This is a genomic window from Luteolibacter sp. Y139 (assembly GCF_038066715.1).
Lineage (GTDB): Bacteria > Verrucomicrobiota > Verrucomicrobiia > Verrucomicrobiales > Akkermansiaceae > Haloferula > Haloferula soli.
In genome coordinates this window covers 616,665-631,527 of the sequence record NZ_JBBUKT010000003.1, presented here as the reverse complement: position 1 = coordinate 631,527, position 14,863 = coordinate 616,665, and the positions used below count along the sequence as shown (strand labels likewise).

The following is a 14,863-nucleotide window of genomic DNA, read 5'->3' as shown; positions in this document are numbered from 1 at the left end:
CGCCGCTACTCCGTGATGACCCAATCCTTCGGCGACTTGAAGCCCTCGCGCCCTTCGCCGTAGGGGCCCACTCCCTTCTTCTGCCAAGTCCCGAATTCACGCAGGAGCTTCTTCAATTCGGCGACCTTCTCGGCATGCTGCCCAGCCACGTCCTTCGCTTCTCCCGGGTCAGCCGCCAGGTCGTAGAGTTCCCAAGTCGCTTTCGCCGTGGGACTTTCGGAGAAGAAATCATCGTGCGCGACCAGCTTCCACGAGCCGAGATGCACGGAGGCATGGGCATCCTCGCCCTGGTGGACGTAGGAGAACCACGGGCGCTCCGGCAGCGGCTTGCCGTCGCGGAGGGCGGGCAGGAAGTCGATGCCATCCAGGTTCTTCGGAGCCTCCGCACCGGCCGCGGCGAGCAGGGTCGGCAGCACATCGATGTAGCCGATGCGCCCGTCGAAGCGCTTGCCGCCGGTCAGGCCTGCCGCCGGCCAGCGGATCGCTGCGCAGGATCGCGTGCCGCCTTCATAAACGCCCAGCTTGGCACCGCGATACGGACCATTGTTGGCCCCCTCGCCCTTCACTCCGCCATTGTCGCTGAAGAAGAGCACCAGGGTATCGGCGGCATCCGGCCGGGCTTCCACGGCCGTGAGAACCTGGCCGATCGCCCGGTCCATCGCGTTCACCATCGCCGCATAGACCCGCTTCTTGGGTCCCAGACTGGAGAATTTCGCCAGATCTTCCTCCTTCGCTTCCATCGGCGCATGTGGGGCATTCAGCGGCATGTAGAGCAGCCATGGCTTTTCATCCGGAGCCTCCCGGACGAAGCGGGCGGCCTCCGCACCGATGAGATCCGTAGAGTAGCCCGGCTCTTTCACCGTCTGGTCATTCCGGTGCCAGTCGGTTTCGCCGTCGCGCTCGTGGGTGAAGTAGTCGATCGCCCCATTGTAGCAGCCGTAGAAGCTCGTGAAACCGTGGGCCAGCGGCAGGAATTCGCGCTTGGCATGGCCCAGGTGCCACTTCCCGGTGATCTCCCGCTGCTCGTAGCCGGCGGGGGCCAGCAGCTCGGGGATCGTCTTTTCCTCGGCCGGCAGCCCGTATTTCGACCACGGCGGGACCACCGCCCGCATCATGCCGAACCGCAGCGGCCAGCGGCCGGTCATCAGCCCCGCCCGGGTCGGCGAGCACATCGGCGCGGCGCGGAAGCCGGTCAGATTCACCCCGGTCGACGCGAGCCGGTCGAGATTCGGGGTCGGAATCGTCCCGCCATTGAAGCCCACGTCTGCCCATCCGAGGTCATCGGCCACGATCACCAGCACATTCGGCTTTTCGGTCGCCACAGCTGGAAAAACCACCAGCCCCAGCGCCGCGCAAATTGCCCGGATTCCCAACTTGGGCCCGGTCCTTGGATTCTTCATGCTGCTAGATTTCACGGAACGGCCGATTGTTCCTGCTGCTGCCACGGAATGAAGGCGTCCCGACGGAAAATTCGACATTTCCACCCGCGAAGACCTCGCCTAGGGAAAGGCGCATGCATCCGTTCCTCGACGAGGGTTTTCACGTCCGCTGGTCCACGCTCACGCCGGAGGCGGTCGAGCCCGACATCCGCAAGGCGCTCGAAATCGCCAAGGCCAACCTCGACGCGGTCTGCGCCGTGACCCCCGCCGAAGCGACCTATGCGAACACCTTCGGCGCCTTCGAGAAAGCCAGCGACCTGCTCAATCTCGGCTGGGGACGCCTGAATCACCTCGATTCCGTCTGCGACGAGCCAGCCCAGCGCGCAGCGCTCAATGCGATGCTGCCGGAAGTCTCCGAGTTCTACGCCTCCATCCCCCTCAATGAAAAGCTGTGGGCGGTGCTGAAGTCCTTTGGCGAATCGCCCGCCGTGGCGTCGCTCGGACCGGTCGAGAAGCGCTTCGTCCAGGAGACCATGCTCGATTTCGTCCAGTCCGGCGCCGACCTGCCGGCGGACCAAAAGACCCGGGTGGCTGCCGTGGAAGCCGAGCTTTCCAAGCTGACCAAGCAGTACTCCGAGCACGTGCTCGATTCGACCAATGCCTGGGACCTCGTGATCGGGGACGAATCGAAGCTCGCCGGCTTGCCCGCTTCCGCGAAAGCCGCCGCCCTCGCCAATGCGAAAGCCAAGGGGCTCGCCACCGACGAGAAGCCCGCCTGGCGCTTCACGCTGCAGATGCCGTCGATGTTCCCGCTGATGCAGCACCTCGACGACGAGGGCATCCGCCGCCAGGTCTGGGAGGCATCGGTGAAGGTCGCCGGTGAAGGCGAGCACGATAACACCCAGCTCGTCTGGCAGATCCTCGAGCTGCGGAAAGAGAAGGCCGCCATCCTCGGCCATGGCCACTTCGCCGATCTCACGCTCCAGCGCCGGATGGCCCGCGATGGCGCGACCGCGCTGAAGTTCACGGAAGACCTGCACGATCGCATTGAGTCGCCCTTTCATGCCGAATATCGCTCCCTCTGCGACTACAAGTCGAAGAAGACCGGCACGGCTGTCGATGGCTTGCAGCCGTGGGAGTTCGCTTACTGGTCCGAGAAGCGCCGCCAGGAAGAATACGATCTCGATGACGAGGCGCTACGCCCCTACTTCCCGGTCGATCGCGTGATGAGCGGGATGTTCGATCTGTGCTCGCAGCTCTTCGGCATCACCATTCACGAGCGTGAGGCCGCGTATTTCGAAAAGGGCTCCAGCGTGGAGAAGTCGGAGAAACCCGAAGTCTGGCACCCCGAGGTGAAGTTCTACGACCTCCTCGACACCAAGAGCGGCGAGCATCTCGGCTCCTTCTATGCCGACTGGCACCCGCGCGAGTCGAAGCGAGGCGGCGCGTGGATGAACTGCCTTTTCCATGGTCATCCCGGTGGCAATGGTGCCGCCCGCGAGCCGCACCTCGGTCTGATCATCGGCAATATGAGCCCGCCGGTGGATGACAAGCCGGCATTGCTCACCCACGGCGAAGTGGAAACCATCTTCCACGAGTTCGGTCACCTCTTGCACGGACTGCTGAGCGATGTCCCGGTGCGTTCGCTCGCCGGTACGAATGTCCCGTGGGACTTCGTCGAGCTACCCTCGCAGATCATGGAGAACTTCTGTTGGGATCGCCGCTCGCTCGATTATTTCGCCAAGCATCACGAGACGGGTGCGACCATTCCGGACGATCTCTACGACCGCATGATCGCGGCGAAGAACTACATGAGCGCCACCGCCTTCATGCGCCAGCTCGCCTTCGGCAAGCTCGACCTGGAGCTGCACACCCATCTCGACCGCTACGATGGCCGCGACCTCGATGTGGTGGATCGCGAGATCCTCTCCAGCTATCGCGTTCAAATGAAGACCGACTCGCCGAGCATGGCGCGCCGCTTCAACCACCTCTTCAGCTCGCCGACCGGCTACGCCGCGGGCTACTACTCCTACAAATGGGCCGAGGTGCTCGATGCCGATGCCTTCACCCGCTTTCAGGAAAACGGCGTGATCGACCCGGAAACCGGAGCGGCCTTCCGCGAGCACATCCTTTCCAAGGGGAATTCGGAGCCGGTGGACGAGCTGTTCCGCCGCTTCATGGGCCGCGATCCGGAATTGGAGCCCCTGCTGCAACGTTCCGGGCTGGCGCAACCCGCGCTCGCTTGATCCCATCCGCGTCCCGCGCATGCGATCCGGCATCCTCTATCTCGTCTCCGGCCCTTCGGGTTCCGGGAAATCCACGCTTTGCCGCCGGCTCGCCGCCGAGGGCGAGGCGGAGTTCTCCGTCTCCTGCACCACCCGCCAGCCGCGCTTCGGCGAGACGCACGGGAAGGAATACTTCTTCCTCACCGTGGAGGAGTTTGAGGCGAGAGTGGCGGCGGGGGATTTCCTCGAACATGCGCTCGTCCACGGAAATCACTACGGAACCTTGCGCAGTGAGGTCATCGGACGTCTCGCCGCGGGCATCGACGTGGTCATGGACATCGATGTCCAGGGTGCAGCACAGGTCCGCGCCTGTGAGAATGAATCGATCCGCCTCGCGCTGGTCGATCTCTTCGTGATGCCGCCGGATGAAGACGAACTCGCCCGGCGCTTGCGTGGCCGGGGCACGGACAGTGATGAGGTCATCGCGCTACGCCTGAGCAATGCGATCGATGAAATGCATCACTGGCCCGAATACCGCTTCAGGCTGCTATCCGGCAGGCCGGAAAAGGACTACGCGAAGTTCAAGTCGCTGCTCTTCGGTGAGCGGATGCGGGTGTCGAGGTTGAGCAAGGGCGATTTGGAAGTGTGAAATAGCTCCTGGCGGCCGCCGGGGTTCTGGAGGACTCACGGCCAAGTGAAGCCGTTCTCCTTGGCGAAGGCATCCCGTGCGTCGGCTTCCTGGGCCGGCCAGCGGCGATAGACTTGTCGCAGGCTATTGTCGCGTTCGTCGCCTTCGGGGAGAGTGATGGCCCAGCGGGCGGCGGTTTCGTGCTGGTAGTCGGCGATGTAGCCGATGTAGCCGGTGATGGCGGCGCTTTTCACGGGGCCATCGGGAGCTTTGTTAGAGAGCCAGTCGGTGGCGGCCTGATAATCGTGGTCGGCCCAGTCGTTCATCATGGTGGCGGCGATGCGGCGGGAGTCATCCGGGGAAAGCCGGGAGCCGAGCCACTCGATCCACAGGCCGGTTTCAGGGCGGAGGACAGAGCCCTGAACCTGCCGGGCGAAGATGGCGAGTTCCGTGGGTGTGAGCTTGGCGGACTCGAGCCACTGCCTGGCCTCGCTGAAGTTTCCGTAGGTGAAGGAGTTCGCGAGTCCGCTCAGGATGGTCTGCGAGATCTCGGCCCGTGCTCCATCATTCGCGAGTGCCGGAAGACGTTCGCGCATTGCTGCCAGTACAGCTGTCTTCTGCGGACCAGTCCGGGGAGTTTCCCCCATGGAAAAGATGGTGCTGTGGCGGTCCTTGAGGTCCATTTCATCCACCAGTTGCAGGGCCAGCGCGGGGTCGCTGAAAGCGACTCCGGCGATCAGGCTCGTGCGGGTCCGATCATTCACGCATCCGGCCAGGTTTTCCTCCGGATGCCGCACCCGTTCCACCGCCGCAGCAGGATCCGTCCTTGCCAGATAGTGGATGGCGGTGCTCAGCGAGCTGGCACCGCGTGGATCGTCGCCGATGAGTCCACGCGCCTTCCCGATGAGCTTCAGCGCGCCGCGCGGATCCTTGGGTATCCAGGTGTCAAGCGTGCGAAAGATCACGGAGCGCCGGATATGCTCCGGAACATCCTCCGCTTCCAGCAACCGGGTGATGAAGCTGTCCCACCCCGTGGTGGTCATGAGCAGCGTGCGCCTGAAGAGTTCCTCATCGCGCTCCTTCAGCACCGCGCCGTCCTCGCGTTCCGGCGACTCGAGCTTGGTGAGATAGTCCATCCAGTCGGAGGCCAGTTCCGCACCGGCTTTCCGGGCTTCCTCGCGGGTTCGCCGCGAGTCCTGGGATCCGCCTGATGAATCCCCGGCTGCGTGTGCGTCGCCTTCTCTAACAAGTGCATCCAATTCCGCGCGTGCCGCGATGAGGCGGTGGTGATCATGCCAGCCGATGCCAAGGGCGATGGCGATTGCGGCGACTGAAAGGTAGAGGGGAACTCTCATGGGATGATTCCTTCAAAAGCTTATTTCAGGTTCTGCAGCAGCTCCGAGCGCTTGGCTTCATCGGTGACTTTCTCCGCCAGTTCGCGGCACATCACCTTGTTGGCTTCATTTTCCGCGTAGGTGTTCTCCAGGAAGGAGATCAGGAGTGAGTCGCCATCGCCTGCTTCATGGTACTGGCGCACCAGTGAGATGATTTCGGGGTAGGGGATCTGATCCTGCTGGATGGATATCTGGCCGAGCATGTTTCCTGTGGCTTCGCCGGCGAGGGCGGGGGATTGGGATATCGCCCAGTCGCGGATCGCGCGGATATCCTCCGCCGCGATCTTCCGCTGCATGAGAATGGCCATGGTTCCGTCAGGAACCACGGAACGGACGCAATTCTCGCGCTCCGCGGGCGTCGCGGCCACGGCATCCAGAAATTCATTCACGCTGCTGAAGTCGGTATCGTGGACGCGCTTGGCCGCTTGCGCCTTGATCGCCTCCTTCGCGCCCTCATCCGGCAGTTGCTGGCGGGCCAGTGCGACGAATGCCTCCGGGGGATCGATGATCCCGAGTGTCCCGGCGTAGCGCATGGTTTCGGCACGGTCCTCATCTGTTAGATTTGCCAGTCTTCGACCTGCGGCGGCCGGGTCTGAGGACAACAGTCCCACGACCGCATTCGCCTCGAAGGCCGTGCGCGTGCCATCGCTGTGACCCAGTCGCTTGGAATCGAGACGTCCCGCGGCGATCTGTGTGTCCAGCCATGCGATGGCTTCCGCGGGTTCCTTTCTCATCCATGCGAGCAGGGCGACCGGCAATTGTCTTCCAAGCATGCCCGGATCACCGAGCTGGTCGGGGAAGTTCACCAGCGCCGCCTCGGGATCCACCGCTACGAGCTTGCCGCTGATGACGTTTTCCAAGGCCACCCGCTCGCTCTGGAGCATACTGAGCGTGGAAATTTCCCGCAGCGATCGCACGAGTTCTTCCGACGTCATGTTCTCCACCCGCTGCCAGAATTGGCGGCGGATGACCGGGTCATCAAGGAGGGCGGCGAGCTCTTTCCAATCGGTTGGCATGGCGCGCTCTGCGGATAGCTTGCGAGTGCCGGCGCCGGGATTTGTCGAAGCCAGCGTTTGGTCCGCGAGTTGTTGGCGGAGACGGGTGCTTTCGCTTTCCACGCTGGCGAGGGAATGGCGTTGCGAGCCGATCCAAGTGACCGCGGCGAGCAGGACGGCCAGCGGTGGGACGAACGAGGTGGTCTTCATGACAGTGGCTGTTAGAAAAGTGGCGAGGGTCGCGAGCGAGCCGGTGGCTGCGCTCGCGGCGAGGGCCTTCGACGCGAGCACCGATGACGCGGGTAGAGCGGCCTGTGCATCGACGGCGAAGCCGGCAAGCATGGCGGCCGAGAGTGTGCCGCCAGCCTGACAACCGCGGCGGGAGAGGTGGAGGCGCAGTCGCTCGACGGCGCGGTCGACGCGCTTCTGCGCGGCCGCGGTGGCGATTCCAAGCGTGGCCGCGATCTCGCGAATGCTGAGCGAGCGGTAGAAGCGGAGCAGCAGTGCCTCCCGGTCCTTTGCGGGCAGCGCGGCAAGCGCATCATCCAGCATCGGCTCCATGTCCTTCCAGACACTCTGGCTGGTTGCATCCGGCGGGGTCGTCTCCATGGCGAGTTGCAGGTGATGGCGCTTGCGATTTTCGCGCTGCGATTTGCGGATGAGGTTCTTCGCATGCATCATGGAAGTGGCGTGCAGCCAGCCCCCGAGTGATGCGCAGCTCAGCAGCGATGCGGCCTTTCCCGCGAGGGTGATGAAGGTGAGTTGCGATGCTTCGGTGGCGATGGACTCGTCACCGCAGGTCCGGCGCGCGGTGGCGTGGACCAGCGCCGTGTACCGGTCGACGAGGGCGTGGAACGCCGCTTCACGGTGCTCGCCGAGCCACTGGGCGAGGAGGTCGTGATCGGATGGCGCGCTCTTTTCCATGTTCTGAAAATGAGTGTCGCGCTGCCGGGAATGGCAGACAAAAAATTTCAACTGAAGCAGCGGGCCCCGATGAGGATGCCTTCTGCTGGACGCTTTAAACAAAAAGGCCCCGGGCGATGCGCCCGGGGCTTTTTCACTTCGCCCTTAGGGGCTGAGAATTTGAAGGATGGCGAAAACTGATCGGCTAAAGGAAGCTGATCGTTTTCACGGCAGAATCATAAACAACCCACCCGAACTCGCCCACTGCGCCACCGGCGCTGGCACCCAGCGGCGCTCGTAGCTGGCACCCCACGAGTCGGACACGGCCAGCTCATTGGTGGCCTCGTTGTAGCCGACGATCATGCAGATGTGGTAGTTCTCCTGCTCGCCCTCGGTCTTGGCGATGGTGGTGGCTTGGGCGGCGATGTCCTTCGCCCATTGGCCCCAGTCGGTGACAGACTTGCGCTTGGAGGTGTTTTCGTTGGCGACCTTGTTGTATTCGCCAAGCGAGCGCATGGTCCACATGACCGGCACGCCTTCGTCGATGTAGCGCTTCACGTCGCGCACTTTCAGTTCCTTGATGTGTTCGTCCTTGGTCCGGCGGCCCTTGTTGCGGACTTGCTGGCGGACTTCCTCGAGAAGGTATTCCACGGAGGTGCCGCCGCCCATGCCGCTCTTGCCGACCATGGCCAGCAGGTACATGTCCGCGTCGATGCCCGCGGCACGCATCGCCCGCTCGAAGGTGGCTGGCACGCAGTAGCCCTTCGGGCCTTGGTTTACCATCGGGATCTGGCCGAGGTAGACGTCACCGTTGTTCTCCTTCACGATGTCGGCGAGCATCTGCTTGCGGATATCGCCGTCCTTCACCTTGGCAGTCTTGCCGCCGGCGTTGGCAAGTTCGAGCGGCACGATGGAGAGCGAAACGTATTCGCCTTCCTGGCTGGAGAGGATCAGCGATTGGCCGTTCCAGTCCCAGCGGCTGACCTTGCGTCGCGTCGCGCGCGAGTCGCCGAAGCGCTGCGTCTTCGGCTCGCCGAGCACTCCCTTGATGCTGTCGAGAATCGCTTGCTCGTCCGCGCCCATCGCCTTGGCAAGGCTGTCTTCATCGGCGGTCGACTTGCCTTCGAAGTGCTTCTCGCCTTGGCCGACGCCGCTCTTGAAGTCGCCCTTGTTCGAATAGACCGCGGACAGGATGGTGGCGTGGCCTTCCTGGTCGGCATAGAGCGCCACCGAGTAGGGGCGCGCGCCGAAGAGGCGGTAGCTATCGCCGGTGTAGTTCCGCCAGCTGGCGCTGTGCTTGGTCTTCGATTCCTGGCTGAGACTCAGCGCCGAGGCGATCTCGTTCGCATCCCGCACTTCAAAGGGAGTGCCGGAGAAAAGGTCGTGGCCGGACATCTTGTCCAGCTTCTCGATTTCCTCGGAGAGCTGCTTGGCCTGCGAGTCGAAGCTGGTGCGATCCTCACCCTGAAGCATGCCGGGAGAGACCTCGAAAAGCTTCCCGTCCGCCTCACGGCGCAGCAGGTAGCGGTCGCCGGAAAGGCCTTCGAAGCGGGCCTTGATCGAGCCACCTTCGCCGTCCTGAAGGACCCGCCATTCGCCAATGGCGGCATGGAGATTCAGCGAAAATGCCAGGGGGAGGCAGACGAGGATGGATTTCATTCCGCAGAGGCAAGCGGATTTCGTGAGGATTTCAACCCCGGAACTGCGGCGGTTAGATGGCCGCCTCGGCGAGGAGCTTTTTCAGGTCCAGCGGCCGGGTGACCATCGCCAGACTGCCGTCCGGCTGGCGCGGCCACTCGCTTTCCGGCCGGTCGCGGTAGAGTTCCACGCCGTTTTGATCCGGGTCGCGCAGGTAGAGCGCCTCGCTGACGCCGTGGTCGGCGGCCCCGTCGAGCCGGATTCCGGCCTCCCCGAGACGTCGCAGCGCCTTCCCCAGCTCCGCCCGGTCCGGGAAAAGGATCGCCGTGTGGTAAAGCCCGGTCGTCCCGGGCGGCGGCGGGCTACCGCCCAGACTTTCCCAGGTATTCAGGCCGAGGTGGTGGTGATAGCCGCCCGCCGACAGGAACGCGGCCGAGTCGCCATAGCGCTGCGTCACCTCAAAGCCGAGGACGTCCCGGTAGAAGCGGATCGAGCGCCCTAGGTCGGCGACCTTCAGGTGGACGTGGCCGATACGGACGCGGGGGTCAATGGTGGTGGGATTCATGGCCGCAGCATAGTCCCTCCTGCCGTCGCGCGACCAATGCCGTCTGCTCAGGGTGAGCATGCGCCCGCTGTCAGGCTGGTGGCGTGACACGGGTGACGCTGCGTTGCTACGCGATACCTGATGATTCGGGAATCCGCCGTCGCCCTTTTATCAAGTGGCCTCCTTCTCGCGGCCGCCGGCGCCCGGGTCTGGACCGACACCACCGGCCGCAAGATCGACGCCGAGATCGTGCGCCTGGAAGGCGAGCAGATCGTGCTCAATCTCAAGGGCAAGGAAGTGACGCTGCCGCTCGCCAAACTGAGCCCGGACGACCGCCAGTTCGCCGGGGAGTGGCAGAAAACCCAGCCGCCAGGGAAGGCGTCGCCCGTCGGGACGTTCAGCCTTTGCGGCACAGCGCTCAAGGCGGACGGCTCGGTGACCACCGTGCAGGAACCGCTTTCCGCCGCCACGCTGAAGAAATTCGCCAAGGCGGACACCAAGCCCGCGCAGTTGAAAATCGCGATTGCCCTGCCCGCGGGTTTCAATCCCGCCAAGCCGCAGCAAGTGATGTGGGTCAGCGCACCGATCAACAACGAGGGCGAACGCAAGCGCGGCAATATCGCAGCCATGGATGGCTTCGCCGGTCTCGCCACGCAGGCGGGCTGGGTCGTCATCACCGCCGATACCGATCAGGGCAACCCGCGGCTGGATAACAACCAACACTGCGAGGGCAGCGACCTCGCCGTGCACAAGCAGGCCGTGGAAGCGCTCGCAAAGGTATGGCCCGCGTCCCGGTCGTGGAAGTTCGCCTGCTGCGGATTTTCCGGCGGAGCGAAGGCGTCCTTTTTCCGTGCCGGCGAGCTGCTGGCCTGCGAGCTCGATGTGGTGGGCATCTTCGCCGGTGGCTGCAATCAGGACATGACCGCCAGCGCGCGCGCCGAAAGCGGCTTCCGCAAGGCCAGCCTCAAGAAGGTCCGCGTCTTCATCAGCAATGGAAAGAGCGATGACATCTCGACCGTGGACCAGGCCACCAAGCTGAAGGAGAGCGCCGAGTCGGAAGGATATGGCGAGGTCCGGCTGGAACTTTTCGAGGGCGGCCACAACTTCAGGCGCGAGGAATTCGCCAAGGCCATGGCTTGGTTCAAGGAGGGCACCGCAAAGTAAATACCCCTTGCGGCCCCCATCGTGATCCTCCTTGCGCCGCCAGTCATGCAATGTCTTGGTAGCAGTTAATGAAACTCCTCGCAGCGATCCTGCTATCACTGTCTTTTCCTGTGTTTGCGCAGACTCCGGCACCCGCCCCTGCGCCTGCTCCTGCAGCAGTCTCGCTCAAGGCACAACTTTCCAAGACGCCGCTCTCCGGGGTGATCCTTCCCCAGGTCACGCTCGATCAAGCATCGGTCGAAGATGCCATCGGCGTGCTCACTTCCATGGTCGATACCGAGACCAAGGGAGTCATCAAGCTCCAGTGGATCGACAAGGCGTTCGATCGCAAGAAATGGCCGACGAAGGTGAACATTTCCGGAAAAGGTTTATCCGCCGGGAAGCTGATGAGCGATATCCTCGAGCAAGCCGGCCTTGAAGCCCGCCTGGAAGATCACGCGATCATCCTGACCCCCAAGACCAAGGTCGTGGAGCGCCGGGTGGTGAAGGAGGGCAAGCCCGTGGATGGAAAGGTCGAGTCCGGTCCCGAACGCGATAGCTTTCCGAAGAATCCCCTCGTGAAGTGAGGCCCTGAAGGGAAAAACGGGAAACGGGTCGCGCCGTCACAGCGGAGCGGGCTTTCGATGATTCATCGCTCGCCACGAGCTTGCCAGCCACGCAGGGTCGGGGCATCCCTGCGCCGCCGGTTCCGGCTGGCGCGACCATTTTCACCGTGAGCACTTTCCAACAACTCGGCATCCCCGCCGACCTGATCCGGGGACTCGAAGAACTCGGCATCATCACGCCGACCGAAGTCCAGCTGAAGGCCATCCCCTTCCTCATGGAAGACGGCGGCGATCTCGTCGCCCAAGCCCAGACCGGCACTGGCAAGACCGCGGCCTTCGGCCTGCCGCTGCTGACGAAAGTCGATCCGAAGTCGAAGGACATCCAGGGCCTCGTCATCGCCCCGACCCGCGAGCTGGCGAAGCAGATCGGCAAGCAGCTGTTCCGCTTCACCAAGCACTCGGCCAAGATCTTCACCGAAGTGGTCAGCGGCGGCGACAAGATCGACCGCCAGATCTCCGCGCTCCAGCGGCCGACCCAGATCGTGGTGGCCACGCCCGGCCGGCTCGTCGAGCTGGTGAAGCAAAAGGTCCTCTCGCTCGATGCCGTCCGCCACCTGGTGCTCGATGAAGCGGACGAGATGCTCAGCATGGGCTTCAAGAAGGAGCTGGAGCAGATCATCGCCTGGACCCGCGGGCGCAAGAGCACGTGGCTGTTCTCCGCGACCTTTCCCGATGCGATCCAGCAGCTCGTCCACGGCTGCATGTCCGCCAAGCCGCACCGGCTGACGATCGACGCAGCCCATGTGGTCAACCGCGACATCGACCACCGCTTCGCCGTCTGCCCGCGCGACGAAAAGGCCCAATTCATCGCCGACTACTTGGAGCGTCGCGACGATGAACGCGGCCTGGTCTTCTGCCGCACCAAGGCCGGCGCGATCACGCTCGGCAAGGTCCTGGCCAAACACGGCCTCGCGGTCGATGTGCTGCAGGGCGATCTCACCCAGCCGGAGCGGGACAAGGTCATGCGCGCCTTCAAGAAGGGCCGCGTCCGCGTGCTCGTCGCCACCGACGTCGTCGCCCGGGGCATCGATGTCGATGGCCTCGCCTTCGTCTTCCACCACCAGCCGCCGGACCAGCTGGAATATTACACCCACCGCAGCGGCCGGACCGCCCGGGCCGGGAAAAAGGGCGTCTCCATCACCCTGATCGAGCCCCGCGAGCGGGCGAAACTGGAGCGGATCGGCCGGGAACTCGGCGTGCATTTCCGCGAAATGCACTGAAAATCAGTCGCTCCCGCGGTACACGAAAAGGGGCCGCACACTCATGCGGCCCCAATGAATTTCGTCATGAAATTTTCATACCCTGAGGGCCGGAGCCCCTTCGGATGAGTAGAAGGTGGCGGAAATCGGCGGTTTTGTCATGTCCCTAAGATTTGGGACACCCGCCGTGGAAGGCAGGGACGGCTTTCCGAGCCGTCAGGCGTCTGGCGGCCCGCTTCTCTCAACGGCTTCGACCCTAAAGTCAGGAGCCGTCCCCAGCCAGACCTCGAACCGGTCCCGCCTAAAGCCGCCCCAGCCAATCCAGCCGGAACTTCAGCTTCTCCCGTCGCTCCGGCGAGGGATCCGGATAGAGAACCGGATACCACGCGCTCATCACCGCCGCGCGCGCGATCATGCTCTGCCACAAGGCCGTACGATCAATCGGCCCACGCGCCGCCTCTTGGTAGGCTTCGAGAATGCCGTCCGCAGTATCGTGATCTTCATCAATGATGCGGGCATTCCAGATGATGGACGAAAGGTCCCACTCGACCGGGCCGGCGAAGGTGTCCTCCCAGTCCGTCCACAACAGACCATCGGTCGTGTTCATCAGGTTGCCGTAATGCGCATCGCCGTGCAGCGGCCGATGGGGCAGGACGGCAAGTACATTTACCGAGTTCGTGAGGTGGCGGTCTAGCAGTTCCAAGGTCGCCTTGGGGAACAAGTCCCTGCGCTCCAAGGTCTCTAACAGGTGGATCGCTTCCGTGATGATGGCTAGCTGGGGCAGCGACTCCGTGAATGCACTCAGCACCTGATGGCAATGGAACAGCGTGCGCCCCACCGCCTCCGGCTTTGGCTCTTCATCGATGCGGGTGACGAATCGCCAGAAATTGATCGGATACCCCAGATGCTCATGCGGCCCCGGCGGGATGTCCGGATGCATCGGGATCACCGGCGCCCCATGCTTCGCGAGATGCTGTGCCACCGCATTCTCCCGCGCGAACCATGCCATCCCTTGCCGCGGCCCATCGCGATCCTGAACCACACGGGCGACCAAGGTTTCCGTCAACCGCAGCACCAGTGTATTGCCATCCTGCAGGATCTCACACCGGTCCGGTACGATGCCATGGGCAATGGCCGTTTCAGTCGCGGCGCGGATGGGAAGATCGGAGGCGGGCATGAGGGAGGGAGGCGCCCCGGAGTTCACCCACCATTGCCTCATGCGTCACGGGAATTCCCGAATAGGAAGCAATACTAGGTAGGTGGAAGGTTAGATCTAAGCAGGAGTATTCTCGCCCTTGGATTCTTCGGATGGGTTTGTCCGTTGATCTTGCTCTGTCGGCTTCCGATTGAATATGTAAGTCTTCCCATCTTCTCGAATAATGGTCTCGATTCCCAGATTGATGAGTTCCATCACAAGATCTGGCGGCTTAACCCAATCAGCAGGCATAAAGCCGACGAACACATCCATACCCCCGTAGAACTGCAGGTGGACGACAAACAAACCAAAGTGGTCGGGGTCGGTGAATTGAAAGCTAAACACTTCGGGATTGGCTCCCAGTCGCGGCTTATCTTTGAGTTCGGAAGCAACCTTCTCGCAAATGAACCGCTGGAACTCCCGTGGATTGGCTTTCGGGTTGGCAGTATATCCCAAAAGAGTGCGCGTTCTTCCGGTGAATTTCGTTCCGAAGTGGTGAAAGTGGAGTCCGCGGGCAATCCTATCAAAGCAAGTGGAGAGACGATCATAATCCGGTGTGCCCCAAATCACATCAACGAATTGGTTCGGGCCGTATTCCAACAGCTCAATACGCGGATTGCTCAGGGATTCATGAAGAAGGCGAAAAGCACTACGTTTCAGCGCTCTGTTGACCTTAGTGATCTTCTGTCTGTATCCGATTGAGTTGTTGCCGATTATGCCGGCTAAGCTGACTAAAAGGAAGGCGTCATCGTCAGATTTCTGAGAATTGTGCAGGTCGCACGACGGCACCGTTATCAGATTTTGCCGAAGATTTTCCTGCACATCCTTCGTCTCGGGGAAAATGCAGCGAGGCGGAACATGTTCTTTGCTCACCCCGGGTTCGTGGCACATGTAGCAAGTCTTCATGGTCATTCGTTTTTCTGGCAGAACGTCGATTGCACGTTTAGCAGCGATAGCGGAATTGGGCAGAGCTTTTTGAATGCGTAACATCTCT

At 62.7% G+C, this 14,863-nt stretch carries 12 protein-coding genes; 5 read left to right on the top strand and 7 right to left on the bottom strand.

Annotated elements, in window-relative coordinates; translation table 11 throughout:
* Positions 1 to 5 precede the first annotated feature (5 nt).
* A complete protein-coding gene (locus tag WKV53_RS10915) occupies positions 6 to 1,322 on the bottom strand; it encodes an arylsulfatase B (RefSeq protein WP_341404617.1) in 1,317 nt (438 codons plus the stop codon).
* Between the two features lie 191 nt (positions 1,323 to 1,513).
* Here WKV53_RS10915 and WKV53_RS10910 point away from each other — a divergent pair, with 191 nt between their 5' ends.
* Together WKV53_RS10910 and gmk are read left to right on the top strand one after the other, a co-directional pair.
* Complete coding sequence (locus tag WKV53_RS10910; RefSeq protein ID WP_341404616.1) at positions 1,514 to 3,625, top strand: M3 family metallopeptidase; 2,112 nt, start codon at positions 1,514 to 1,516, stop codon at positions 3,623 to 3,625.
* 19 nt (positions 3,626 to 3,644) lie between these two features.
* Entirely contained in the window at positions 3,645 to 4,253 is a 609-nt protein-coding gene (gene gmk / locus WKV53_RS10905; RefSeq protein WP_341404615.1) for a guanylate kinase, read from the top strand.
* A 35-nt stretch (positions 4,254 to 4,288) separates the two neighbouring features.
* Here the strand turns inward: gmk and WKV53_RS10900 are convergent, their stop codons facing one another.
* The 4 genes from WKV53_RS10900 to WKV53_RS10885 all read right to left on the bottom strand — a co-directional run bounded on the left by WKV53_RS10900 (position 4,289) and on the right by WKV53_RS10885 (position 9,727).
* Positions 4,289 to 5,587: a hypothetical protein gene (locus WKV53_RS10900; RefSeq protein ID WP_341404614.1), complete on the bottom strand. Its 1,299-nt coding sequence runs from the start codon at positions 5,585 to 5,587 to the stop codon at positions 4,289 to 4,291.
* A gap of 20 nt (positions 5,588 to 5,607) precedes the next feature.
* Positions 5,608 to 7,545: an RNA polymerase sigma factor gene (locus tag WKV53_RS10895; RefSeq protein ID WP_341404613.1), complete on the bottom strand. Its 1,938-nt coding sequence runs from the start codon at positions 7,543 to 7,545 to the stop codon at positions 5,608 to 5,610.
* Positions 7,546 to 7,749: 204 nt separating this feature from the next.
* Entirely contained in the window at positions 7,750 to 9,183 is a 1,434-nt protein-coding gene (locus WKV53_RS10890) for a C39 family peptidase (RefSeq protein ID WP_341404612.1), read from the bottom strand.
* A 52-nt stretch (positions 9,184 to 9,235) separates the two neighbouring features.
* The gene (locus tag WKV53_RS10885; protein WP_341404611.1) at positions 9,236 to 9,727 is read right to left on the bottom strand and encodes a VOC family protein; all 492 of its coding nucleotides are present in this window, start codon (positions 9,725 to 9,727) and stop codon (positions 9,236 to 9,238) included.
* Between the two features lie 120 nt (positions 9,728 to 9,847).
* Between WKV53_RS10885 and WKV53_RS10880 the strand changes: the two genes are divergently transcribed.
* From WKV53_RS10880 to WKV53_RS10870, 3 genes are all read left to right on the top strand, one after another.
* Positions 9,848 to 10,870, top strand: a complete 1,023-nt coding sequence (locus tag WKV53_RS10880) for an SHD1 domain-containing protein (RefSeq protein ID WP_341404610.1) — start codon at positions 9,848 to 9,850, stop codon at positions 10,868 to 10,870.
* 68 nt (positions 10,871 to 10,938) lie between these two features.
* Positions 10,939 to 11,436 carry a hypothetical protein gene (locus WKV53_RS10875; RefSeq protein WP_341404609.1) on the top strand — a complete coding sequence of 166 codons (498 nt, stop codon included), beginning with the start codon at positions 10,939 to 10,941 and terminating at the stop codon, positions 11,434 to 11,436.
* Between the two features lie 146 nt (positions 11,437 to 11,582).
* Positions 11,583 to 12,695 (top strand): DEAD/DEAH box helicase, encoded by a 1,113-nt coding sequence (locus tag WKV53_RS10870; RefSeq protein WP_341404608.1) that lies wholly within the window; start codon positions 11,583 to 11,585, stop codon positions 12,693 to 12,695.
* Positions 12,696 to 12,975: 280 nt separating this feature from the next.
* Here the strand turns inward: WKV53_RS10870 and WKV53_RS10865 are convergent, their stop codons facing one another.
* Positions 12,976 to 13,851, bottom strand: a complete 876-nt coding sequence (locus tag WKV53_RS10865) for a phosphotransferase (RefSeq protein ID WP_341404607.1) — start codon at positions 13,849 to 13,851, stop codon at positions 12,976 to 12,978.
* 96 nt (positions 13,852 to 13,947) lie between these two features.
* Entirely contained in the window at positions 13,948 to 14,859 is a 912-nt protein-coding gene (locus WKV53_RS10860; RefSeq protein ID WP_341404606.1) for a hypothetical protein, read from the bottom strand.
* Positions 14,860 to 14,863 lie beyond the last annotated feature (4 nt).

Excerpts from the sequence above, each read along its gene's own strand:
- WKV53_RS10885 (WP_341404611.1), bottom strand. The coding sequence starts at position 9,727 with ATGAATCCCACCACCATTGACCCCCGCGTCCGTATCGGCCACGTCCAC.
- WKV53_RS10890 (WP_341404612.1), bottom strand. The coding sequence starts at position 9,183 with ATGAAATCCATCCTCGTCTGCCTCCCCCTGGCATTTTCGCTGAATCTC.
- gmk (WP_341404615.1), top strand. The coding sequence starts at position 3,645 with ATGCGATCCGGCATCCTCTATCTCGTCTCCGGCCCTTCGGGTTCCGGG.
- WKV53_RS10875 (WP_341404609.1), top strand. The coding sequence starts at position 10,939 with ATGAAACTCCTCGCAGCGATCCTGCTATCACTGTCTTTTCCTGTGTTT.
- WKV53_RS10910 (WP_341404616.1), top strand. The coding sequence starts at position 1,514 with ATGCATCCGTTCCTCGACGAGGGTTTTCACGTCCGCTGGTCCACGCTC.
- WKV53_RS10860 (WP_341404606.1), bottom strand. The coding sequence starts at position 14,859 with ATGTTACGCATTCAAAAAGCTCTGCCCAATTCCGCTATCGCTGCTAAA.
- WKV53_RS10880 (WP_341404610.1), top strand. The coding sequence starts at position 9,848 with ATGATTCGGGAATCCGCCGTCGCCCTTTTATCAAGTGGCCTCCTTCTC.
- WKV53_RS10865 (WP_341404607.1), bottom strand. The coding sequence starts at position 13,851 with ATGCCCGCCTCCGATCTTCCCATCCGCGCCGCGACTGAAACGGCCATT.
- WKV53_RS10895 (WP_341404613.1), bottom strand. The coding sequence starts at position 7,545 with ATGGAAAAGAGCGCGCCATCCGATCACGACCTCCTCGCCCAGTGGCTC.
- WKV53_RS10900 (WP_341404614.1), bottom strand. The coding sequence starts at position 5,587 with ATGAGAGTTCCCCTCTACCTTTCAGTCGCCGCAATCGCCATCGCCCTT.